General features: G+C 63.4%; 16 protein-coding genes. 14 read left to right on the forward strand and 2 right to left on the reverse strand.

Annotation, left to right across the window (positions count from 1 at the left end):
* Positions 1-322: 322 nt before the first annotated feature.
* The 11 genes from thrS to llg_RS10225 all read left to right on the forward strand — a co-directional run bounded on the left by thrS (position 323) and on the right by llg_RS10225 (position 16,360).
* A complete protein-coding gene (thrS, locus tag llg_RS10175) occupies positions 323-2,200 on the forward strand; it encodes a threonine--tRNA ligase (RefSeq protein ID WP_338289775.1) in 1,878 nt (625 codons plus the stop codon).
* Between the two features lie 94 nt (positions 2,201-2,294).
* On the forward strand, positions 2,295-2,516 hold the full coding sequence (locus llg_RS10180; RefSeq protein ID WP_338289776.1) for a hypothetical protein: 222 nt from the start codon (positions 2,295-2,297) through the stop codon (positions 2,514-2,516).
* Positions 2,513-2,914 carry a type II toxin-antitoxin system VapC family toxin gene (locus llg_RS10185; RefSeq protein WP_338289777.1) on the forward strand — a complete coding sequence of 134 codons (402 nt, stop codon included), beginning with the start codon at positions 2,513-2,515 and terminating at the stop codon, positions 2,912-2,914. The genes llg_RS10180 and llg_RS10185 overlap by 4 nt, the downstream gene beginning before the upstream one ends.
* Positions 2,915-2,952: 38 nt before the next feature.
* Complete coding sequence (locus llg_RS10190) at positions 2,953-3,462, forward strand: hypothetical protein (RefSeq protein WP_338289778.1); 510 nt, start codon at positions 2,953-2,955, stop codon at positions 3,460-3,462.
* 174 nt (positions 3,463-3,636) lie between these two features.
* A complete protein-coding gene (locus tag llg_RS10195; protein ID WP_338289779.1) occupies positions 3,637-9,588 on the forward strand; it encodes an autotransporter-associated beta strand repeat-containing protein in 5,952 nt (1,983 codons plus the stop codon).
* 458 nt (positions 9,589-10,046) lie between these two features.
* On the forward strand, positions 10,047-10,703 hold the full coding sequence (infC, locus tag llg_RS10200; RefSeq protein WP_338289780.1) for a translation initiation factor IF-3: 657 nt from the start codon (positions 10,047-10,049) through the stop codon (positions 10,701-10,703).
* 42 nt (positions 10,704-10,745) lie between these two features.
* Positions 10,746-11,402, forward strand: a complete 657-nt coding sequence (locus llg_RS10205; RefSeq protein ID WP_338289781.1) for an HAD family hydrolase — start codon at positions 10,746-10,748, stop codon at positions 11,400-11,402.
* A gap of 204 nt (positions 11,403-11,606) precedes the next feature.
* Entirely contained in the window at positions 11,607-13,061 is a 1,455-nt protein-coding gene (locus llg_RS10210; protein WP_338289782.1) for a M60 family metallopeptidase, read from the forward strand.
* A 55-nt stretch (positions 13,062-13,116) separates the two neighbouring features.
* Positions 13,117-14,199 carry a pectate lyase gene (gene pelA, locus llg_RS10215; RefSeq protein WP_338289783.1) on the forward strand — a complete coding sequence of 361 codons (1,083 nt, stop codon included), beginning with the start codon at positions 13,117-13,119 and terminating at the stop codon, positions 14,197-14,199.
* 88 nt (positions 14,200-14,287) lie between these two features.
* Entirely contained in the window at positions 14,288-15,790 is a 1,503-nt protein-coding gene (locus llg_RS10220) for a sulfatase (RefSeq protein WP_338289784.1), read from the forward strand.
* A 90-nt stretch (positions 15,791-15,880) separates the two neighbouring features.
* Complete coding sequence (locus llg_RS10225; protein ID WP_338289785.1) at positions 15,881-16,360, forward strand: hypothetical protein; 480 nt, start codon at positions 15,881-15,883, stop codon at positions 16,358-16,360.
* Between the two features lie 152 nt (positions 16,361-16,512).
* On the opposite strand, the gene llg_RS10230 is transcribed toward llg_RS10225, so the two are convergent.
* Complete coding sequence (locus tag llg_RS10230; RefSeq protein WP_338289786.1) at positions 16,513-17,664, reverse strand: hypothetical protein; 1,152 nt, start codon at positions 17,662-17,664, stop codon at positions 16,513-16,515.
* A 218-nt stretch (positions 17,665-17,882) separates the two neighbouring features.
* Positions 17,883-18,794 (reverse strand): AraC family transcriptional regulator, encoded by a 912-nt coding sequence (locus tag llg_RS10235; RefSeq protein WP_338289787.1) that lies wholly within the window; start codon positions 18,792-18,794, stop codon positions 17,883-17,885.
* 114 nt (positions 18,795-18,908) lie between these two features.
* Between llg_RS10235 and llg_RS10240 the strand changes: the two genes are divergently transcribed.
* Genes llg_RS10240 through llg_RS10250 form a run of 3 tightly spaced genes read left to right on the forward strand, consistent with a single transcriptional unit; the run spans position 18,909 to position 22,183 of the window.
* Positions 18,909-19,946, forward strand: a complete 1,038-nt coding sequence (locus llg_RS10240; protein ID WP_345789195.1) for a TIM barrel protein — start codon at positions 18,909-18,911, stop codon at positions 19,944-19,946.
* A 14-nt stretch (positions 19,947-19,960) separates the two neighbouring features.
* Positions 19,961-20,788: an aldolase gene (locus tag llg_RS10245; protein WP_338289790.1), complete on the forward strand. Its 828-nt coding sequence runs from the start codon at positions 19,961-19,963 to the stop codon at positions 20,786-20,788.
* 12 nt (positions 20,789-20,800) lie between these two features.
* Entirely contained in the window at positions 20,801-22,183 is a 1,383-nt protein-coding gene (locus tag llg_RS10250) for an FAD-linked oxidase C-terminal domain-containing protein (RefSeq protein ID WP_338289791.1), read from the forward strand.
* Positions 22,184-22,197 lie beyond the last annotated feature (14 nt).

Consider the following 22,197-nt stretch of genomic DNA (forward strand, 5'->3'; position numbering starts at 1 on the left):
CGCAGGCCTCCGAACCCGGCTGCGATCCCCTTCGGGATCAAATGATCTTTCCGCCTGAACCGGAGGTGTCGCCGCCGAGGCTCCTCAACCTCCGGCTACTGGGGCTGTCATCCCTTTCGGGATGCAGAGTTCAAGAGGCGTATAAGGTCCAGGGCTGGTAGGGGGCAAATAAGGAGGCGTTCCGGAGAAAATTCCCGAAACGCGCGCGGTTTTCTGCCGCTGGGACCGGGGGCGGGGGAATCCCGGCTCTCTCCCGCCGCCACCCGATGGGTGGCGGGTTTGCCTTGAAAATCGGGCCGCGGGGTGTTTCATCCGCCGTCCCATGTCAGCCGAACGGAAGACCCTCGACGAGCGCCAGCAGATGACGGACCTGGAGCGCCTGCGCCACTCCTGCGCCCACGTCATGGCCACCGCCATCCTGCGGATCTGGCCGGACGCCCAGTTTGCCTACGGTCCGCCGATCGAGACCGGCTTCTATTACGACTTCGAGATGAAGCACCGGATCACGCCGGATGACTTCGAGAAGATCGAGGCGGAGATGAAGAAGATCGCGAAGGAGAACCAGAAGTTCGAGCGCCGCGTCATTTCCCGAGAGGAAGCCAAGGCGATGGCCGAAAGCGGCCGTCTCGGCGGTCTCTCCGAGCGCCCGGGCAACCCGAGCCGCTTCAAGCTCGACCTGATCGACAAGATCCCCGAGGGCGAGGAGATCTCCTGCTTCCAGAACGGCGAGTTCATCGACCTCTGCGCAGGCCCGCACGTGGGCTACACGGCGAAGTGCAAGAACGTGAAGCTGATGTCGGTGTCCTCGTCCTTCTACCTGGGCGATGAATCGAAGGGCAGCCTGCAGCGCCTCTACGGCACGGCTTTCGAAAACAAGGAACTCCTCGAGCAGCACCTGGTGCGTCTGGAGGAGGCGAAGAAGCGCGACCACCGCCGCCTCGGCCGCGAGCTGCACCTGTTCCATATCGATGAAGAAGTCGGCCAGGGCCTGATCCTGTGGAAACCGAAGGGTGCGCTCATCCGCCGCTCGCTCCAGGACTTCATCACCGCCGAGCTCGACAAGCAGGGCTACTCGCAGGTGTTCACGCCGCACATCGGCAAGCTCGATCTCTACCGCACCTCCGGCCACTTCCCGTATTACCAGGAAAGCCAGTACCCGGCGATCGCCGAGCGCGACGTGCTCGAAAAGCTCGCCGACGAGGACGCGACCTGCTCGCAGCTCATCAACGGCCTCTCCGACGGCACGTACGAAGGCTACATGCTGAAGCCGATGAACTGCCCGCACCACATCAAGATCTTCGCGAGCGAACACCGCTCGTATCGCGATCTGCCGGTGCGCCTGGCCGAGTTCGGCACGGTGTACCGCTGGGAGCAGTCCGGCGAGCTCGGCGGCATGACCCGCGTCCGCGGCTTCACGCAGGACGATGCCCACCTGTTCTGCACGCCCGACCAAGTGGCGGAGGAAGTCACGAAGTGCCTCGACCTCGTGAAGAAGGTGCTCGGCACCCTCGGCATGGGCGACTACCGCGTGCGCCTTTCGCTCCGTGATCCGGAGTCCGACAAGTACGTCGGCAAGGCGGAGAACTGGGACAAGGCGGAGAACGCCCTGCGCAGCGCCGTGCAGGTGCTCGGCGTGGAATACACCGAGGAACTCGGCGAAGCCGCGTTCTACGGACCGAAGATCGACTTCGTGGTGAAGGACGTGATCGGCCGCGACTGGCAGCTCGGCACCGTGCAGGTGGACTACAACCTGCCTGAGCGCTTCAAGCTTTCCTACATCGGCGCGGACAATACCCAGCACACGCCGGTGATGATCCACCGCGCGCCGTTTGGCTCGCTGGAGCGTTTCACCGGCCTGCTCATCGAGCACTTCGAGGGCAAGTTCCCGGCGTGGCTCGCTCCGGAGCAGGTCCGCGTGCTGCCGATCTCCGAGAAGACGCTCGAAACGGCGGAAGCCGTGACCGCGAAGCTCGCCGACGCCGGCATCCGCGTCACCATCGACCGCGATTCCGACAAGATCGGCGCGAAGATCCGCAACGCCCGCCTCGAGCGCATCCCCTACATGCTGGTCATCGGCCAGCGCGAGGAGGAGGAAGGCACCGTTTCCGTCCGCCACCGTGACAAGGACGACCTCGGCTCGAAGCCCGTCGACGAGTTCCTCGCCGAGCTGAAGGCGGAGATCGCCGAGCGGCGGTTGTGAGGCCACAGCTTGATTTCAAGCCCGCCACGGATCGCCGTGGCGGGCTTTTTTATTCGGGGTTGCGTGTATATCTAAGTCGGTATATACATCCCTCATGGAAACGCGGGTTTTCAAAAGCGGCAACTCCCTTGCCGTCCGGCTGCCGAAGGAATTCGAGCTGCCTTGCGGGCGGGTCTCGATCCACCGGGAGGGACGTCGTTTGGTCATCGAGGAGGTCTCCGAGAATGGCTGGCCGGAGGGGTTTTTCGACAGCATCCGGATTTCCCGGAAGGACTTCGGCCGTGAAACGCCGACCTACCGGGAGAAGTCGCTGTGAACCGGCTGCTCGATACGAATGTCTGCATCGACGTGCTGCGGGGCCGGAAGAACGTGGTGGCGCGCATTTCGGCCTGTTCGCCGAAGGAGTGCTTCATCTCCGTCATCACGGAGTTTGAGTTGTTCCAAGGGGCCGCCCGGGCTCCCGTGGAGCGGCGGACCGATGAACACGCCAAGGTGGCCCGGCTGGTGTCGTGCCTTCCGATTGTTCCTTTCGATTCCGAGTGTGCAAGGATCGCGGCCCAGGTGAATGCCGATCTGCTTCATGCGGGGACGCCGGTCAGCATCACCGATGTGTTTATCGCGGCCACCGCGTTGCGGCATGGTTGGCCGGTGGTGACGAACAACAAGCGCGACTTCCAGCGCATTTCCGGTCTGACATTGGAAGACTGGCGTTGAAATCCCGCGGGATTCGCGCAAGCTCCGCATCCCAAGCCATGCCCTCCTTCACCGATATCTGGGAAATCACGCCGGAAACCGCACATGAGCGGGCGCGGCAGCTTGTCCCGGTGGATTCGTTCGTGTGGGATTTCGGCGACGAGGATTCGCCGCTGGGCAATGACATCGGCGCGGATACCTTCGCGGCGTATCTCGATTTCCGTAAGGAACAGCCGAAGGGCAAGGTCCAGGATTTCATCGCCAACCTCTTCGACGTGTTCGAGCTGGAGGACGCGGACTGGGACCTGCTCGACCCGGAGGCGCTGCAGGAAGCGCTGGATGAGGACGAGGGCTTCAGCGTGGTCACGCGCGATGAATTCATCCTCGGGCTGGCCTTCGCGCAGTTGCTGGTGGAAGGCGAACTGGACGAGGTGGTGAAGACCCGCGCGATGCTGGCGCTCAAGCGCCAGTCGAGCGATGTGCTGATGGAATTCCACGAGGAAGAAGACACCGCGCCGATGCGCCGCGAGCAGCTCGATGAGCTGGCGGTGATCCTGGGCCGCGCCTGAGCTGGGCGGGTTTTACCCGCCTGCCACAAGGGATTCCGGCGTGATAACGCGCTGGGCTCCATGAGCTCTGCCTAACGGAATAGGGCAGAAAAACGCACGGAGGGCCCGTTGTGCCAACCGGGGGAATGAGTCAATCGAATGCTACCTATTTGTTGCATTCATTTTGACAAGCCCATGAAAACCCCTCGTTTCTCTTTGTTTGCCTCTGTTTTCGCGCTGGTGATTTCCTCCCCCGCCCATGCCACCGACATTGTCTGGAATGGCAGCCTCGGAGCGGGTCCTTCGGTCTGGAACCTGACCACCAACTGGACCGGCAGCGTCATCCCCAACAGCAGCACCGACCGCGGTGACCTGCGGAAGGATTGGACCGCGGCCCCGACGTTGAATCTGACGGCGGCCACCACGGTGAATGGCATCTTGTTCGACGACACCGGGGCGTCCGGGGACGTGGCGATGACGCTCTCCAACAACTCGGTGGCGGGCAACACGCTGACGCTCGCGGGCACCACGCCGTCGATGGATGTCACCGGCTCGCTCTCGATCAGCGGCGTGCTCGCGGGCAACACCGCCTGGACGAAGACGGGCACGGGCACGCTCAACCTGGCCAACGTCGCCAACACCTCCACGGCCGGAGTGTCGGTGACCGGAGGCACCCTCCAGCTTGGAAGCCTCACGACCACCCAGACCTATGCTTTCGCGGGTACTTCGCTTTCGTTGGCGAGTGGCACGACCTTGTCGCTCGGGGGCAGCAGCGGAGGCACGATCACACACACCTACAATTTCGCAGGGCTGGGCACCAATCCGATCAGCGTGACCGACGCGACCCTCAGCTTCACATCGACCAACGCCACTACCAAGGCTTTCAACGCGGCGCTGGCGTTCACGGGCACCAACACGATCACCTACACGGCATCGAGCTTCACCCACTCCCTCAATCTCAACAAGGCGATCACCGGCAGCGGCACGCTCAACTTCAATTTCAGCGGCGGCGGCACCCGCTCCGTCAACATCGCCACCGGCCTGACCAACAACTTCACCGGCGCGGTGGTGCTCAATACCGGTGCCGCGACCACCACCTTCAATCTGGGCAGCGCGCTCGGGGCTTCCTCCTACGAGGTTCGGAACGGTTGGAACCTGGTCAATGGCGTGGCCGGAGGCCTGAACAGCGCCAGCTCCATCTCGCTGGTGAACAGCGGTTCCGCCATCACGCTCAACAATCCGGTGGTGAATGCCGCGGCCACCCTCACCCAGGCTGCGAGCACCACCGTGACGGTGGGCACCGGCGCTTCGACGGTGGGCACGCTGACGGTGAACGGTGCCGCCACGGTGACGGGTACGACCGGCTCGTTGGCGTTCACCACCGCGAACCTCAATGCGGGATTGTCCGGCACGGGTACGCTCGCTCCCGCGGTTTCCGGCACGATCACGAATGCCGCCGCCACGGCCACGCTGACGGTGGCCAACCCGATCGCGTTTTCCACCAGCGGGGTTTCGGTGGCGGTGTCGGACGTGTCCGCGGACGCCAATGCCGACCTGATTTTCAGCGGCACGCTGAGCGGCACCACCGGCTTCGCGAAAACCGGGGCGGGCACCTTGCGCTTCGCCGGTTCCGGCAACTTCGGCGGCCAGGTGGCGGTGAACAATGGCAAGATCGAGTTCCTCAGTTTCTCTCCGACCGGGGTGACCGGGGGCTTCAGCGGCACCGGCAACATCGACGTCAAAGGGACGTCCGTGGTCACGCTGGGCGGAAGCTCCACCGGCTACACCGGCACCGTGACGGTGGCGGATGGGGCATCGCTGGGAGGAGAGGCGGTGCTGGGCGGTCCGCTGGTGGTGGGAACCTTGAATGGCGCGAAGCTATGGCCGGATGTGTCCACGCCGACGGCGGCGCTCACGGCCACCGATGTGACGTTGAACGGACTGACGCCGATCCTTTTTCCCACGCCTCCCGCGCCGGGAACCTACACGGTGCTGAACTACACCGGGACCCTCAATGGCTCGGCAGCGAATCTGGCCGCCAACTATCGCGGAGCCTCGCTCGACATGGGCACCGGCACGAACAGCGCCATCACCCTGACCATCGGGCTGCCGGTGTCGCTGTTCTGGATGGACATGGCGGGCAACCACACCTGGGACACGGGCACGTCCGCCAGTTGGTATCATGCCGGGGATGCGGATCGTTTCTACACCGCCGATGTGGTGGTCTTCAATGATTACCCCGGCGTGATGCAGGACGTGGTGGTGGCGACAGAAGGGGTGGCTCCGGGGAGCATGACGGTCAGCAACAGCTCGGTGGACTACTCGTTCAATGGCGGGCCCATCAGCGGCGTGACCGGAGTGACGAAGGATGGCAATGCCTCCGTGACCTTCTCCACGCCGAACACCTATACCGGCAACACCGTGTTGAACGGCGGCTCCATCCGCGTGGGGACGACCGGCGCGCTCGGCGCCGGGACCTTGTCGCTGGCCACTGGGGCGCTCACGACCGCGGGCTTGTCGGCGGTTTCGATTTCCAATCCGGTTTCCGTCGATGGAAACGTCACCCTTGGCAGCCCGACCTACACCGGCGCGTTGACCTTGTCCGGAAACGTGGCGCTCACCGCGAGCCGCACGGTGACGGTGGAGTCTCCGGTCACCCTTTCCGGTGTCGTCGGCGGGGCCTTCAATCTCACAAAGGACGGCGCGGACACGCTGACGCTGACCGGCACGAACACCTATGGCAACACGACGGTGGCGGGCGGTACGCTGCAGGTCGGAGCGGGCGGAGCGGCCGGGGTGCTGCCTGCGGCGGCGAGCGTCAACAGCGGGACGACGCTGCGCTATTTCCGGAGCGATACCCCCACGCTGGCCAACGTGTTTTCCGGCAACGGCACGCTGGCGTTCAAAGGGACGGGTACTTCCGCGCAATCGTCCTACAGCTTGACCGGCGCGAACACGATCACCGGCACGGTGGCGGCGGAAAACGGCGCGCGCGTCCAGGCGGATAACAGCGCGGGCACGCGCTACGGCACGGCGGTGGTCCAGGTGCAGTCCGGCGGGCAGGCGTATCTCTCCGCGGGCACCTTCGCCAATGATTTCAACATCGTCGGCAATGGCTGGACGGAAGGTTCGGGGCAGCTCGGCGCGATCCGGGTGAACGCCACCATCACCGGCTCGGTGACCTTGTCTGGCCCGGCGCGCATCGCTCCGTACTCGGGCACCGGCACGATCAGTGGGGCGTTGATCGGCACCGATCCTCTGGAGATCGGCGCGTCGACGTCCGCGAGCTTCACGGGCACCCTGAACTACTCCGGCAATGGCATGGGCTACACCGGGCTGGCCACCGTTTCGCAGGGGACGCTGAACCTGACCGGCACGCTGGGCGGGAGCCTCGCCATTTCCAGCTCCACCTACGCGGCGACGCTGGCGGGCGAGGGTTCGGTGGCAGGGAACCTGACGCTCGGCAACGGCTCGATCGGGTCGAACGTGACCATCGATCCGGCCACGCCGGGTGCGTTCACGGCGGGCAGCACGCTCACCGTGCTGAACACCGCCACGGTCGGCTTCACCAACATCCCGGCCGCGGGTGGCACGTTCACGGTGCTGAGACACGGCGGCACGACGGCCACGCCTTCGAACTTCGCGGTGGCGGGTTCAGCGGGTTACCGCACGGCTCCGGTGTTCGACACCACCACCGATCCGACGGCGGTGACCGTGCAGGTCACGCCGGGCTCCGCCATTACTTGGAAGGGCAACAGCTCGGCGGTCTGGGACGTGAACACGACCGTCAACTGGCTGGGAGCGGGTGCGGTGGCGGAGAAGTTCTACACGCTCGACAGCGTGACCTTCGATGACACGGCGACGGTTTTCGCACCGACCCTGGCGGTGGCCGTTTCCCCGGCCAGCGTGACCTTCAACAACTCGGCCAATGCCTACACGCTGACCGGCGCGGGCTCGATCGGTGGCACCGGCGGCTTGGTGAAGAGCGGCACGAACTCGCTGACGCTCTCCACCGCGAACACCTTCACCGGTGACGTCGCGATCAATGGCGGCAAGCTGGTGATGGGCAATGCGGCCGCGCTCGGCAACGCGACCATCAAGAACGTCACCGTGGCCAATGGCGGGCAGCTCGACCTCGCGGGCTTCTCGCCGGGCACCACGCGCAGCTTCACCTACAAGATCGCGGGCACCGGCGCCGATGGGAACGGCGCGCTGACGAACAGCACGACGACCTCGATCGCGGGGAACTCCGGCATCTTGAATCTGGAACTCACCGCGGATGCCACCGTCGGTGGGGCGGGCCGGTTCGACATCGGCGGCACCGCGGGCACCGGCATCGTGACTGGCAACGGACACACCCTGACCAAGGTCGGGGCGAGCCAGATCCAGTTGCGCGGCGATGCCACCGGCACTCCTATCGCGATTGTGGTGCAAGCCGGCACGCTGGGCGCGGAAAACGTCGATACCGCGTTCGGTGGTGCCACGGGTTCGGTGAGCGTGGCGAATGGCGCGACGGTGGGCACCTACGGGGCCCGCACGATCGCCACGCCGGTCAGCCTGGCGGCGGGGGCCACCCTTACGAATCTCGGCACCGGCACAGGCACCTGGACCGGGCCGATCTCCGTGGCGGGTGATGCCACGGTGAATCCCGCAGGTCAGATCATCAACCTGAACGGCGTGGTTTCGGGGGCTGGTGGCATCACGGTGCTGCCGAACGGTGGCACGCTGAATTTCGCCGGAGCGAACACCTTCAGCGGCGGCCTGTTGATTGGCACGACCAACACCACCGCCACCACGGTGAACATCGCCACGGGCTCCACGTTCACGGTGGCCGCCGGAAAACTGGTCCAGCTCGGCAACAACTCGGGCACCGGCAGCTTCTCCAACCAGACGCTCACAGTGAGCGGCGCGGTCACCAGCGCGGGCACCTTGTTCATGGGGCGCGCCGGCACGGTGACCCTGAACTCGGGCGCGACCTGGGATCAGTCCGGAGACGTGGCGGCCAATGCCCAGGGGGGCTACCCGGGGACGCTGAACGTGAACACCGGCTCCACCTTCACCTACACCGGCTCCACCACCGTGAAGGTCAATGGCGGCAGCACCGGCATCGGCACGATCTCCATCGGCGGCTTGTTCGTCACCAGCATGGGCTTCGAGCAGAATCTGACCCCCTCCGGCAGTGGCTACGGCGTGGTGACCCTGGCGGGCGGCACGGTCCGGCTCACGGCGGACGTGCCCCAGCTCACCACCTCGAACCGATTCACGCTCGGCTCGGGTGGCGGTACCATCGACACCAATGGCCACAATGCCAGCCTGAGCTATGCGATTAGCGGAGCGGGCAATGCCCTGACCAAGGCCGGTGTGGGCCGCCTGACCCTCACCGGGGCGTGCACCTACAGCGGGGCGACCACCGTGACCGGCGGCACCCTGGCAGGCACCGGCTCGGCCAGTTCGGCGGTGACGGTGAACAGCGGCACCCACCTCGCGCCGGGCACGACGACGGGCACCTTCAACTGCGCGGGCGCGGTGCTAGCCAGTGGCTCGACCCTGGACATCGAGATCAGTAGCTCGGGCGGGACGGCGGACAAGGTAGTCTCCACCGGCGATGTGACGATCACCGGAGCGAACGCCACCTTCACCGAGATCGGCACCGGCGCGCTGGCCGGGGGCACCAAGCTTGTGATCCTCGATTACACCGGCAAGACGCTGACCGGCACCTTCAACGGGCTGGCGGAAGGCGCGACCGTGACGGTGGGGGCGAACTCGTTCACCCTCAGCTACACCGATGCCTCCCGCATCACGCTGACCGCCGCGGCGGGCGCGGGCTATTCCGGCTGGGCTTCCACCAACGCGGGCGGCCAGGCGGCGAACCTCGATTTCGACGGGGACGGCGTGAAGAACGGCGTGGAGTACCTGATGGGGGCCACCGGTTCCTCCCAGACGGCGAACCCGGGTGTGGTGAACGGCAAGATCATCTGGCCGAAGGAGCCGTCCGCGGCGGTCACCTGGGCGGTGGAAACCTCTCCGGACCTGAGCGTCTGGACGGCGGCCACCAGCGGGGTGACCGACCTCGGCACGTCGATTGAATATGTGGTGCCGACGGGGGCGGCGAAGCGCTTCGTTCGCCTGCGGGTGACGGCTCCGTAAGCTTCGGGTTGTGCATGATATCGCGCGGTCGGCGGGAGGTTCCCGTCGGCCGCGTTCGTTTTCCGGGGATGGAGGGGGCTTGGCTTTCGAAGATTCGCCTTGATTGACACGGCCTAAATCCCTTATAGCCTGCGCCCAGCAAGCTCGTCGGATCCGGAAAGCTGCGGTTTTCCTCCCGTTCCCGACTTTGCCCGCGGCTCCCGCCGCCGTTTCCGCCTTTCATGATTTCCCAGGAACGATACGAGATCCCCTCCGCAACCGGTCGAGCAGACCGGCCCAGCGGTCTCTCCACGCCCGTATGATCCGGTGCCAGTGTCATCGTTCCGCATTCTTCTTCGCAACGGGGTTGCGCGCCGGATTCGTCCGCCCGCGTGGTGCCGTCGCGTCGCAGCCACCCATCGGAGGATAAAGCCATAGCCAAGCCATCCAGAGACCAAAACAGGGGTCGTTACCGCGATATGACGCGGATCAACGACCGAATCCGCGCCCCGCGCGTCCGCGTCGTCATGGCGAACGGGGACCAGCTCGGCGTGATGAGTTCACGCGAAGCCCTCGCCAAAGCCCAGTCGCTCGGCCTCGACCTCGTCGAGATCGCCGCGCAGGCCGATCCGCCGGTCTGCAAGATCGTCGACTACGGCAAGTACAAGTACGAGCAGGCGAAGCTGAAGAAGAACCAGAAGTCGAAGAACGCCAGCCGCATGAAGGAAGTGAAATTCCGCGTCGGCACGGACACCCACGACTACAACATCAAGATGGGCCGGGCCGAGGGCTTCCTCGACACGGGCCACAAGGTTCGCTTCATCCTCCAGTTCCGTGGTCGTGAAAACGCCCACAAGGACCTCGGCTTCGTGGTGATGAAGAAGATCGTGGAGGATCTCAAGACGATCGGCCAGGTGGACCAGGAGGCCCGCCTCAATGGCCGTGCCATCGGCATGACCCTCTCGCCGCTGCCGCCGCACCAGCGGAAGCGGAAGTTCCAGCTTTATCACGGCGAACTCCTCGAGGAGGACGACTTCGACGACGATCACGAGGACGATTTCGACGAGAGCGTCGGCGACGACGGTGACGAGGGCGAGACGGAGGAATCCGTGGCGTCCGGCGAATCCGAATCCTGATTCCGAACCGGGCTTTCCTCCTCCGGGAAAGCCCGCCGTTTCATGGCTGACCTCTGGCTATTCGACATCGACGGCACCCTGGTGGACACCGGGGGTGCCGGGATGCGGGCCTTGCAAGAGGCGGCCACGCTTTGTTTCGGTGGCGAAGGGCCGCCGCTCGATCTGGCCGGTAGCACCGACCTCGGGGTGGTGTACGGCATTCTCGAGCACTTCGGCTTGGAGCCGGAGGATGAGGCGATCGATTCGTTTTTCCGCACCTATCTGGAGCGGTTGGAATGGAACCTGGCCCACGGCGGCTATCCCGGGCGCGTCTTGCCCGGCGTGGTGGCCCTGCTGGAGCGGCTGCATGCGGATGAGTCCGTGCACCTCGGGCTGCTGACCGGCAATATCGCCGGAGGCGCGGCCGCGAAGATGCGGCACTACGGGCTCGACCGGTTTTTCCCCTTCGGAGCCTACGGCTGCGACCATGCCGACCGGAACCTGTTGGGACCGGTGGCGGCGGAACGGGCCGCGAACCACACCGGGCGTTCGTTCACGCCGGACGAGATCGTGGTGGTGGGGGACACGCCGAAGGACATCGCTTGTGCCAAGGCGCTGGGGGCTCCGTGCATCGCGGTGGCGACCGGGAAGTTCACCGCCGACGAGCTGCGTGCCCACGGGGCGGAGCGGGTGGTGGAGACGCTGGAGGAGGTCCAGTAGGTCCCTGGCAGCAGTCGTTCGCCAACCTAGCGATACGGCGCGGTTTCCGCCGGGTTTTCCGGGGCCGGGTATTTTGTGAAATATAGATCGTGGCTGCGTGCGGGCGGTGATTTTGCCATTGCCGCGGTCTCCGGAGTTGCCCATGGCTATAGGGTGAAATTCCGTTTGTTGGTAGGTTGGATGATGGCTGGAGTACCGTGCCTGATGGCGGCTCCAGAGGTGGCTCCCACGCTCAAGCAGGTTCCCGAATGGGTGGCGGAGCTCGAGCAGGCGACTCCCACGGAAGCGAAGAAGCTGGCGGTTCCGAAGGACAATGCCGAGCTCCGCGAGAAGTGGAAACGCTGGGTGAAGGACTACGCCGAGCTGCCGGTGGAGCTGGTGCGGGCGAACCCCGCGGCCGCCGCGTTTCCCGGGGTGGTGAAGCCGGGCACGAAGCCGGTGACCGATTTCCGCTTCAGCGTGGACATGAACCAGCCGCGCTGGCAGTTCACCGGGCTGTATGCCGCGCCGGGCGAGATCGTCACCGTGGCGCTGCCCGCGGAGGCGACGAAGCGCGGGCTGAAGGTGCGCATCGGCTGCCATACGGACAACATCACGAAGCAGGAGAAGTGGTCGCGGTTTCCTTCGATCTCGCGCGCCACGGAATTGAAGGAGCCCACCACCCGCATCGCGAATCCCTTCGGCGGGCTCGTCTACATCGAGGTGCCGCGGGACAAGGATCGCGGCGGCATCGAGATGAAGACCTATGGCGGCTATATCTGGCTGGATGAAAAGGTCGACAGCGCCCGCCCGCCGGTGGTGGACGCGCGGATCACCGGGGGCGTGGCCGCTCCGAGTTATCGCCTTGGCGTCACCAGGCCGGAGCAATGGTCCGCCCAGCTCGCCGCCACCGGCGCGCCCTGGGGGGAGATGGCGGGGAAACGTTTCATCTTCTCCCTGCCGATCGACATTCTCCGCACGGTGAAGGACCCGGAGGCGGTGATGCGCTATTGGGACAAGGTGCTCGATGATGCGTGGAAATTCGGCGGCTGGCGGGGCGAGCGCCATGTGCCCGAGCGCTTCGTGCCGGACATCATGATCAGCGCGGGCTACCTCCACTCCGGCTACCCCTTCATGGGCCACTACGTCCACGCGAAGGAGGTGGTGGATCTGGAGACCCTGAAGACGAAGGGCAACTGGGGCTTTTTCCATGAGCTGGGCCACAACCACGAGGGTCAGGCCTACACCTTCGATGGCTTCGTGGAGGTGGTGGTGAACCTGCACACGCTTTACCTGATGAAGTCGATGGCGAACCTGGACGCCCGTCAGGCGCGGCCGGGCTGGAAGCCGGAGGAGGAGCTGAAGAAGGTCGTGGGAGGCAGCGAGGATGCCTTCGCGCGGCTGGCGCTCTACGTGCCGCTGATCGATGCCTTCGGCTTCGAGGCGCTGACGAAGACGTTCCAGACCTATTGGGCGAAGGATGGCCTGCAGGGCGTGGGCACGGGGAACCAGCAGAAGATCGATGCCTTCGTGGAGCGCTACTCGACCACCGTCGGGAAGAACTGCGCGGACTACTTCGCGCTGGTGCACCTGAAATGCTCGGAGCCGGTGGCGAAGAAGCTTTCGAGCCTGCCGCGGTTCATGCCGGCGGGGCTGGAGCAGGCACCGGCGGCGAAGTGAGCCGGTGACGCAATCCGGGTGATCGTGGCCATTGCCTCCGTGGCGTATGAGGGCCATGGTCACCCGATCCGTGGAAAACTCCCTCCCGTCTTTCCTGCGCGCCGTGGGCCTCGCCTTGGCGCTCCTGGCACCCGCCCCCGTGATGGCGGCGGGCGGCGGCACCGCGCCGTATTTGAAGAAGCCGGACGCGTGGTTCGCCACGGCGGAGGCGAAGCAGGTGGCGGAGGTGATCCTGTCCTACCAGTCCGACCTCGGCGGTTGGCCGAAGAACACGGACACGGTGGATGCTCCCTACAGCGGCGATCGCAAGGAGCTGCACCCGACCTTCGACAATGGCGCGACCACCGGCGAACTGCGGTTCCTGGCGCGGTGTTTCGATGCAACGAAGGACGAGCGGTATCGGGCGGCCTTCCAGCGCGGGCTCGGCTACATCCTCAAGGCGCAGTATCCCACCGGCGGCTGGCCGCAGTTTTATCCCCCCAGCACGCAGTACCACCGTCACATCACCTTCAATGACGACGCGATGGTGCGGCTGCTGGTGTTCCTGCGCGAGGTGGCGCACACGGATGCTTACAAGTTCGTGCCCGAGGCGGACCGGAAAGCGGCGGACAAGGCGTTCGCGGACGGCATCGCGTGCATCCTGAAGTGCCAGATCCGGGTGAATGGCAAACCGACGGTGTGGTGCGCGCAGCACGATGAGATCGACTACAGCCCGCGTCCGGCTCGGGCCTTCGAGCTGGCCTCGTTCAGTGGCTCGGAGTCGGTGGCGATCACGGAGCTGCTGATGAGCCTGGAGCATCCCTCCCCGGAGGTCATCGCCGCGGTGGAGGGGGCCGTGGCGTGGTTCGAATCGGCGAAGGTCACCGGCATCCGCCTGGAGAAAAAGCCGGATGCGGAGGGCAAGAAGGGTGTGAACCTGGTGGTGGTGCCCGATCCCGCCGCGCCGCCGCTGTGGGCGCGTTTCTACGATTTGAAAACCGGCAAGCCGTTCTTCTGCGACCGCGACGGTGTGCCGAAGGCGACCATCGCGGAGATCGGTTACGAGCGTCGCAACGGCTACTCGTGGTACGGCACGTGGCCGCAGGGGATGATCGAAAAATCGTATCCGGAGTGGCGGAAGCGGAACCGCTTGAAGTGACGGGTAAACCGCACTGCTGAAGAGCGCGGTGGAAAAGGGCGGGTGACGGGAAGATTGGCGTGGAGGGGAGGCGTATGATTCCCCTCCCATGGTGAAGTCCCCGATCCTGATCCGCGTCCTGCTCGTGCTGGTGGCGTGCGTGGCCCCGCTTTCCGCCGCCGGGAAGCCGAACATCGTGCTGTTCGTGACCGATGACCAGAGCCCGATTGCGGGCTGCTACGGTTCACCGGTGATCCAGACGCCGCATCTCGATGCGCTGGCGAAGGACGGCACCTTGTTCACGAACGCCTATGCCACCACGGCCTCGTGCTCGGCCAGCCGCTCGGTGATCCTCACCGGCACCCACAACCACGCGAACGGGCAATACGGCCACGTCCACGACTACCACCATTTCGAGACCTATGCGAATTGCGCGGCGATCAGCCTGCCGCTGCAATTGAAGCTGCTCGGCTACCGCACCGCGCACATCGGGAAGAACCACGTCGCGCCGGATGCGGTCTACCATTACGACCGCGAGTTGAAGACCACCGGCGCGCACGATTCGCCGAACTGGGTGAAGAACTGCGAGCCGCTGTTCAACGAGAAGGCGGACCAGCCGTTCTACCTCGCCTTCTGGACCCACGATCCACACCGCAGCGGCGAGGAGCAGGAATCCGTGCCGGGGGATCTGAAACCGAACGCCTTCGGCAATCCGCAGGTCGGGAAACAGTATCCGGGCATCGAAGAGGTGGTCTACGATCCGGCGAAGGTGGTGGTGCCCTCCTGGCTGCCGGACACGCCGGAGTGCCGCGCGGAGATCGCGCAGTACTACCAGAGTGTCGCCCGTACCGACAAGGCGCTGGGCGCGCTCGTTATGGCACTGAAGCAGGCGGGGCAGTATGACAACACGATCATCCTCTTCACCGCCGACCACGGCATGGCGTTCCCCGGCGCGAAGACCACGGTGTATGAAGCGGGCCTGCGCGTGCCCTTCGTGATCCATCTGCCCGGCGCGAAACCCGGCGTGGTGAACGACGCGATGATCTCGCACCTCGATCTCACGCCGACGCTGGTGGATGCGGCGGGTGGCCTGGACCGCGCGACGAACGGCCCGAAGCAGCTCGCGCCGGTGGAGAAGGTCGGCACCGGCGAGAACCCGGGGAAGAAGTTCACCCGTTACCAAGGGCGCTCGTGGCTCGGCCTCGTCGGGCAGGAGCACGGCGAGGGATGGGATGAAATCTCCGCCTCGCACACCTTCCATGAGATCCAGATGTATTACCCGATGCGCGCCATCCGGGACCGGCATTACAAGCTGATCTGGAACATCGCGTCACCGCTGCCGTTCCCCTTTGCCTCCGATCTGTGGGCGGCCTCCACCTGGCAGGGCGCGTGGCGGCAGGGCCCGCAGGCGCTGTATGGAAACCGCACCGTGGACTCCTACATCCACCGCCCGCCCTTCGAGCTCTACGACATGGAGCAGGACCCGGCGGAAACGAAGAACCTCGCCACGGACCCGGCGCACAAGGACCTGCTGGAAGCCATGAAGCAACGGCTGAAGGACATGCAGAAACGCACCGACGACCCGTGGCGGCTCAAGTGGGAGTATGAGTGAAGCAGTTCATGCGTCTGGCATCAACGTGCATCGCGGCTTGAGAAATCGGATGGAAGATCGACGCTGTCCTTCGTGAATGAAGGAGCCTCGATGAGTCTTGCGAACCTCCGGTTGCCCGCCCATTGGAGTGGAAGGGAGAAGGCGTTCGTTCTTTTCATCAGGGAACTAGTGATGCTGTCGTGGGAAACGAGATCGCTTCATGACGACGGCGGGAGAGCCAGTTACATCCGGCGCTTCTTGTTGGGGCTGCGTGTCCATTTGGGGAGCTGGGAAGAATGTATCGAGGGTCGGGAGTTCTTCGAAGAGACAGGCCTCCTTGAGTGGATCTCCCGTGAAGGCGTGCTCGATTGTTTCGAGATCGGGGAGGCCGGGGTCCGCGTTTCCCGGAGAGGGCTTCGAAAGAGCGTGCGGCGTGCAGCGGACGATCTGGCGGCGCTGGTGATTCCCGTCTTCGTGCATGGCACACCGATGAACCGATTCGGCTTCCAGTGGCGAAGGCTTGTGACGCGGTGGCGGGATTTCGGTGAACGACGCCGGGCGCAGAGGCTGCGCCGGTTGTTGGAGGAGTAGCCACGAAGCCGTGGCAGCTTTTAAAAGGCGAAGGCCGCGGACCCTTTCGAGTCCGCGGCCTTCATCGGTTGCGGGAGGAGGATTTGAACCTGCGACTTACAAGAGGCTGCCTTGTAGGGCACTTGGAATCGGGTCGATTGAAAAAGTGATTGTCATTGATCGGACAGGCCCTTGAGGCTTTGGCCCTCAAGACGATCAATCGCTTGTTGCGTTTGCTGGATGACCTTTGGATCCTGGATCTCCGAAAGAATCCTCCGGGCTTCGGCGAAATCCAGATCACCAGCGATGTGAATGGAACGTGCTGCCTGAAGGGCGTCATGGACAGCTCCTGTGGTGGAGTCCACGGAAAGGTTCAGCCATTCCTCGGCCTTTCGCGAGTCCTTCAGGAAAAACCTCGTCATGCAGTCGGTGATTAGAAATGGATCTATCTGGCTGGCATTTTCGGATTTGAGCTTCATGGCATAGGCCATGCCTTCGGCGGGATTCATGTCGATCTCGCTGTAAAAGCATGCCTTCAACGCCTCGTTCCGCACGCCCGGAGATTCGCTCAGATTGGCGAGGCAATATTCCGCCACTCCCTTGCTATTTTTGATGGCAATCGATTGCAGAAACTCGGTGAGCCTCTTGGAGCTGAGCTCCGGATCGGAAGAATTCAGCAACCGGACTCCTTCTTCAAGAGAGAGCGACTTCCCCTTCACCAGCGACTCAACCGTATAGCTGTAATCCAATGCCTCCGCTTTGGTCAGAGGCAGGAAGCTTTCGAAATCGCCCGCTGTCGCTCCCTTGAACTCCATCAACTGCAAGACTCCCGCCAGCGCGAATTGCCGTTCTTCGGGGCTGCCCGCAGTCTTGGCTAGGGCCACCAGTTTGTCATACCCGGCATTCTTGTCGGCATAATTGAAGGCCAGCATCAGCAATAGGTTTCTCGCCTCGCCGGGACCGAAAATCTCAGGAATATGGGCGAAGACGTATTCGATTCCGTAACGGCCCACAAATGCCTGGACCAGCGCCTCTTTGCGTTCGGTCTTTTCTCTCCGGCTGAGGGCTCTATTGGAATCGATGATGTTCCATTTCTCCCCGAATTCCAAAGGTCCGGAAATGGATGGAGCGCGCACGCCGCGGGTCTCCGATTTTTGCTGTTTTCTCGAATCTGGAGAGGGGGAGTTGCTGGTGTCCCCCGTATTTCTCCCCTGGCTCGCCGCTCCGGACAAGGCTGCTTTGCTGCGGACGGCGTCGAACAAGCGTGGCCCCAGCAGCAAGCACAGAGCCAGACCGGAGATGAAAGCGATCCCTTTTTTATTCATCTTAAGGGTGGCTCTACGTGCTTGAGGCGGAGAAAATAACAAGGATCACCCGCCCCCTTTGCCTTTCTTGAGGCAAGGGGGCGGGTGATTAAAAAATTGAGAGCCCTGTAACAATCTCCATGGATGGGTGTGAGAGCGGCGTTCTCAAACGCATCGGCTTCAATGAACCGAATCTTCCGGGTGTAAAACCGGCCTTGGGTTCATCGAGTGAGATGGTCCTATTTTCGTCCCTTCTTCCTGGAGCGGGATTTCAAACGATATTCGGTCGGGTTGCATTTCATCTCCCGGCGGAACAACCGGTTGAAAAACGAAACGTGCGGGAAACCGCACGCCAGGGAGATGTCCAGAATGCCCCGTTCGCTGTTTTCCAACTCGCGACAGGCGGCCTGCACCCGCAGCCGGTTCAGGAAGCCGCTGTAGGAATGCCCGGAGTGTTTTTTAAACTGCCGGGCGAAAGTCGGGCGGGTCATTCGTGTCAGGGACAACAAATCCTCCAGTTTGATTTCCTCGCGGAAATTCGCCACCAGATGCCGCACGGCTCTCGCCATCGCATCTTGGTAAGGCGACTCGTTCGGAAGATTGAATCCTCTTTCCGAGAGCCGCTTCAGGTCCCTGGCAGGTGCTTCGCTCAGCCGTGCGAGAATGATGAGGAGGATGCCGAGCTGTGCCGCTCCTGCGTTCTTGGCTAGTTCCTGCATCAGGGATGAAATCACCTGGGCGGTTTTTCCGGAGATGGACATACCGTGACCGGCGAGCTGAAAAAGGCGCTCCGCAGGCGAGTTCTCCGGGAAGCCCCAGAACGGATGATCCTGTGGAAAATGGAACTGCACCGAGATTCCTTCGGATGGCCCCTTGGTATGCCAGTAGTGAGGCAGTCTTTCCCCGAGCAGCACCAAGTCACCGTCCGCAAACGGACCGATGTGATCACCCACAAACTTCGTTCCCTGGCCACGGAGGAACAGGGTCAGCTCCATCTCCGTATGGAAATGCCAGCGGTTTCCAGAACCTGCGATGCGGATGGAGCGATCCGGTGCGATAACCGATTCCACCTCATCAAGGCTTCGATCCCATTTGATCAGGCGGAACGAGTGTCCGCCCGGTGGAAGGATTTTCTCACGAATGCCACGCATTGGGATGATGATGGCACGATTTTTGGAATCGGTAAAGATGGGGTGAGACAATCATCGCAGGGGTGGAGATCGGAATCGTAGAGAAGAAGCGGCCGATCGGGTTTGCTGTGGCCGATGAACAGCAACTACCGGTTTTCTTTCGGGCCTTGGAATATCAGTGAAGGGGCCGATCCCTTCGGACCCGAAGTCCGCCCGGCATTTCCCCACGAGGAGAAATTCGCCCTCTACCGGCCTCTTGGGTTCGAGGGAGTCCAATTTCACGACGATGATGTGGTGCCGGACATTGACAACCGGACTCCGGATCAGATCGGCCGCAAGTGCGCCGAGGTGAAGGCCATGCTCGGCAACCAAGGGCTGGTGCCGGAGTTCGTGGCTCCGCGCCTCTGGTTCACGCCTGAAACGGTGGATGGCGGCTACACCTCCAACACTGAAGCGCACCGCCGCTATGCCTTCGATCGCACGATGCGCACGATTGATATCGCGCGTGAGATCGGATCGAAGGCTGTTGTCCTCTGGCTGTCCCGTGAGGGCACTTATATACGCGAAAGCAAGAATCCCCGTGTGGCCTATGAACGCATTCTCGCGACGCTCAATGCGATGCTGGAATACGACAAGGAGATCGAGATCTGGATCGAGCCAAAGCCGAACGAGCCCACCGACCATGCCTATGTCCCGACCATCGGCCATGCGGTGGCCCTTGCCTATGCGTCCACGGACCCGAGGCGCGTCAAGGGATTGATCGAGTCCGCTCACGCACTTCTCGCCGGACTCGACCCCGGGGACGAGATGGCGTTCGCCCTCGCTCATGACAAGCTGGGAAGCGTCCATCTCAATGACCAGAACGGCCTGAAGTATGACCAGGACAAGAACTTCGGCGCGGCCAACCTGCGGGCGGCTTTCAACCAGGTCCGGGTGCTTGAAGAAGCGGGCTATGGAAACAAGGGCGAGTTCATCGGTCTCGATGTGAAAGCGATGCGCACCCAGGCGGGGAATTGTGTCACCGAGCATCTCACCAACAGCCGCGCGATCTTCCTCCATCTGGTGGACAAGGTCCGCACTTGGGACCGTGAACTGGAGAGGCAGTTCGTGGAGGCCCGCGATTACGAGGCACTCGAATTCGCGGTGATGAAGCACCTCATGGGAGTGAAATGAATCCAGCAACGACCATGAAATCCTATCGCCTCAACCGGCTTTTCAACGCGAAGTCCGGCAGATGTTTCGATGTGGCCGTGGATCACGGCTTCTTCAACCAACCCGGATTTCTCCAAGGCATCGAGGACATGCGGGAGGTTGTGAAGACCCTCGTGGATGCCGGACCGGATGCGATCCAACTCACTGTCGGGCAGGCCCGGCATCTCCAGGGCTTGCCGGGGCGGCAGAAACCCTCGTTGGTTTTGCGGACGGACGTCGCGAATGTCTACGGGAAGGAGCTTCCTGCGTCCCGCTTCAGCCTCATGATCGAGGAGACCATGCTCCAGGCGGTGCGCCATGATGCAGCATGCGTCTGTGTGAATCTTTTCCAGATTCCCGGGGCTCCCGAGGTCCATGCCCAGTGCGTGGAGAACATCCTGCGTCTCAAGCCCCAGGCCGATTACTACGGCATGCCGATGATGGTGGAGCCACTTGTTTTCAGACCGAATCACGAAGCCGGAGGCTACCAGGTGGATGGCGATGTGGTGAAGATCATCCACCTTGTGCGGCAGGCGGTCGAACTGGGGGCGGATGTCATCAAAGCAGACCCGACCGAAGAGGTGGCTGCCTACCATCAGGTGATCGAAGTGGCGTCCGGTATCCCGGTATTGGTGCGCGGCGGGGGACGCGTGAGTGATCGCGAGATCCTGGAGCGCACCGCGGGCCTGTTGGAGCAGGGCGCATCCGGTATTGTTTACGGGCGCAATGTGATCCAGCACCCGAGCCCGGCCGGGATCACCCGCTCGCTGATGGCGATGGTTCATGACGGTGCCGGAGTGGATGCGGCATTGGCTCTCATTTGACCCCCCTGCCTCATGCCATTGAAAGAATCCATTTTCAGCGAACTGCGTGCCTGCCTCGGCGGGGAACATGTCCTGACCAAACCGGAGGACACCCTGCCGTATGGGTTCGACGGCACCGCAGCTTTGAAGCAATCGCCCGGGGCGGTGGTGTTTCCAGCGGACACGCTCCAGGTGGCGGAGTGCGTTCGCATTGCCACGAGGCACGGTGTTCCGGTGGTTTCCCGTGGATCGGGCACGGGTCTGAGTGGTGGAAGCGTACCGGTCACGGAATGTCTGGTGCTCTGCCTGATCCGCATGGACCAGGTGCTTCAGGTCGACCCGGCGAACCTCACGCTGCGGGTGCAGCCGGGAGTCACGACTCTGAAAGTGGATGAAACGGCGGCCCTCCATGGGCTCTTCTATCCGCCGGACCCGGGTTCCATGAAGATCAGCACGATCGGTGGCAATGTGGCTGAGAATTCCGGTGGCCTCCGTGGTCTCAAATATGGCGTGACCCGCGATTACGTCATGGGTCTGGAGGTGGTGCTGCCGGACGGAAGCATCGCCCGGCTGGGCAATGCCTGCGTGAAGGATGTGGCGGGCTATTCGCTGAAGGATGTGTTCATCGGGTCGGAAGGCACGCTCGGTGTGATCACCGAAATCCTGCTGAAGCTTCTGCCACGTCCCAGGGCGCGGAAGACCATGCTCGCCGTCTTTGATCGGATGGAGGATGCGGCGGAAACCGTTTCCGCCATCATTGCGGAGAAGATCATTCCCTGCACGCTTGAGTTTCTGGACCAGATGACCGTGCGCTGCGTGGAGGACTTCGCGCGCATCGGTCTGCCTGTCGACTGTGGTGCCTTGTTGCTCATGGAGACGGACGGGCATCCCGTGGTGGTGGAGGAAGAGGCGGTCCGCATGGGGGATATTGCGAGCCGCCATGGAGCACGGGAAATCCGCACGGCAGCAGACGCCGCGGAAGCCCAGCAACTGGCGACCGCGCGTCGCAGCGCGTTCTCGGCGCTCGCCAGGATGCGGCCCACCACCATCTTGGAAGACGTCACGGTGCCGCGTTCTTCGCTCGCGGAGATGGTCGGATACATCGCCGGAATCGCCGCGAAACACCGGTTGATGGTCGGCACTTTCGGCCACATGGGGGACGGCAATCTCCATCCGACCTTCCTGACCGACGAGCGTGATGCGGAAGAGATGGAGCGGGTGCATCAAGCCCTGGACGAGATTGTGGAAAAGACCTTGGCGCTTGGCGGCACCATCACCGGAGAACACGGGGTGGGCCTCGCCAAGAAGCCATGGCTGAGGCGGCAGATGGGAGATGCCAGCTACGAGCTGATGAAGACGTTCAAGCGCGCCCTCGATCCAGCGGGCATCATGAACCCCGGGAAGATCTTCGATTGAGCGCCATGGAAACC

This window comes from Luteolibacter sp. LG18, from assembly GCF_036322585.1.
In the GTDB taxonomy this organism is placed as follows: Bacteria; Verrucomicrobiota; Verrucomicrobiia; order Verrucomicrobiales; family Akkermansiaceae; genus Luteolibacter.

What these genes read in the sequence shown, in the direction of transcription:
- thrS (WP_338289775.1), top strand. Translation starts at nt 323, where the DNA reads ATGTCAGCCGAACGGAAGACCCTCGACGAGCGCCAGCAGATGACGGAC.
- llg_RS10180 (WP_338289776.1), top strand. Translation starts at nt 2,295, where the DNA reads ATGGAAACGCGGGTTTTCAAAAGCGGCAACTCCCTTGCCGTCCGGCTG.
- llg_RS10190 (WP_338289778.1), top strand. Translation starts at nt 2,953, where the DNA reads ATGCCCTCCTTCACCGATATCTGGGAAATCACGCCGGAAACCGCACAT.
- llg_RS10195 (WP_338289779.1), top strand. Translation starts at nt 3,637, where the DNA reads ATGAAAACCCCTCGTTTCTCTTTGTTTGCCTCTGTTTTCGCGCTGGTG.
- infC (WP_338289780.1), top strand. Translation starts at nt 10,047, where the DNA reads ATGACGCGGATCAACGACCGAATCCGCGCCCCGCGCGTCCGCGTCGTC.
- llg_RS10205 (WP_338289781.1), top strand. Translation starts at nt 10,746, where the DNA reads ATGGCTGACCTCTGGCTATTCGACATCGACGGCACCCTGGTGGACACC.
- llg_RS10210 (WP_338289782.1), top strand. Translation starts at nt 11,607, where the DNA reads ATGGCGGCTCCAGAGGTGGCTCCCACGCTCAAGCAGGTTCCCGAATGG.
- pelA (WP_338289783.1), top strand. Translation starts at nt 13,117, where the DNA reads ATGGTCACCCGATCCGTGGAAAACTCCCTCCCGTCTTTCCTGCGCGCC.
- llg_RS10220 (WP_338289784.1), top strand. Translation starts at nt 14,288, where the DNA reads ATGGTGAAGTCCCCGATCCTGATCCGCGTCCTGCTCGTGCTGGTGGCG.
- llg_RS10225 (WP_338289785.1), top strand. Translation starts at nt 15,881, where the DNA reads ATGAGTCTTGCGAACCTCCGGTTGCCCGCCCATTGGAGTGGAAGGGAG.
- llg_RS10230 (WP_338289786.1), bottom strand. Translation starts at nt 17,664, where the DNA reads ATGAATAAAAAAGGGATCGCTTTCATCTCCGGTCTGGCTCTGTGCTTG.
- llg_RS10235 (WP_338289787.1), bottom strand. Translation starts at nt 18,794, where the DNA reads ATGCGTGGCATTCGTGAGAAAATCCTTCCACCGGGCGGACACTCGTTC.
- llg_RS10240 (WP_345789195.1), top strand. Translation starts at nt 18,909, where the DNA reads ATGAACAGCAACTACCGGTTTTCTTTCGGGCCTTGGAATATCAGTGAA.
- llg_RS10245 (WP_338289790.1), top strand. Translation starts at nt 19,961, where the DNA reads ATGAAATCCTATCGCCTCAACCGGCTTTTCAACGCGAAGTCCGGCAGA.
- llg_RS10250 (WP_338289791.1), top strand. Translation starts at nt 20,801, where the DNA reads ATGCCATTGAAAGAATCCATTTTCAGCGAACTGCGTGCCTGCCTCGGC.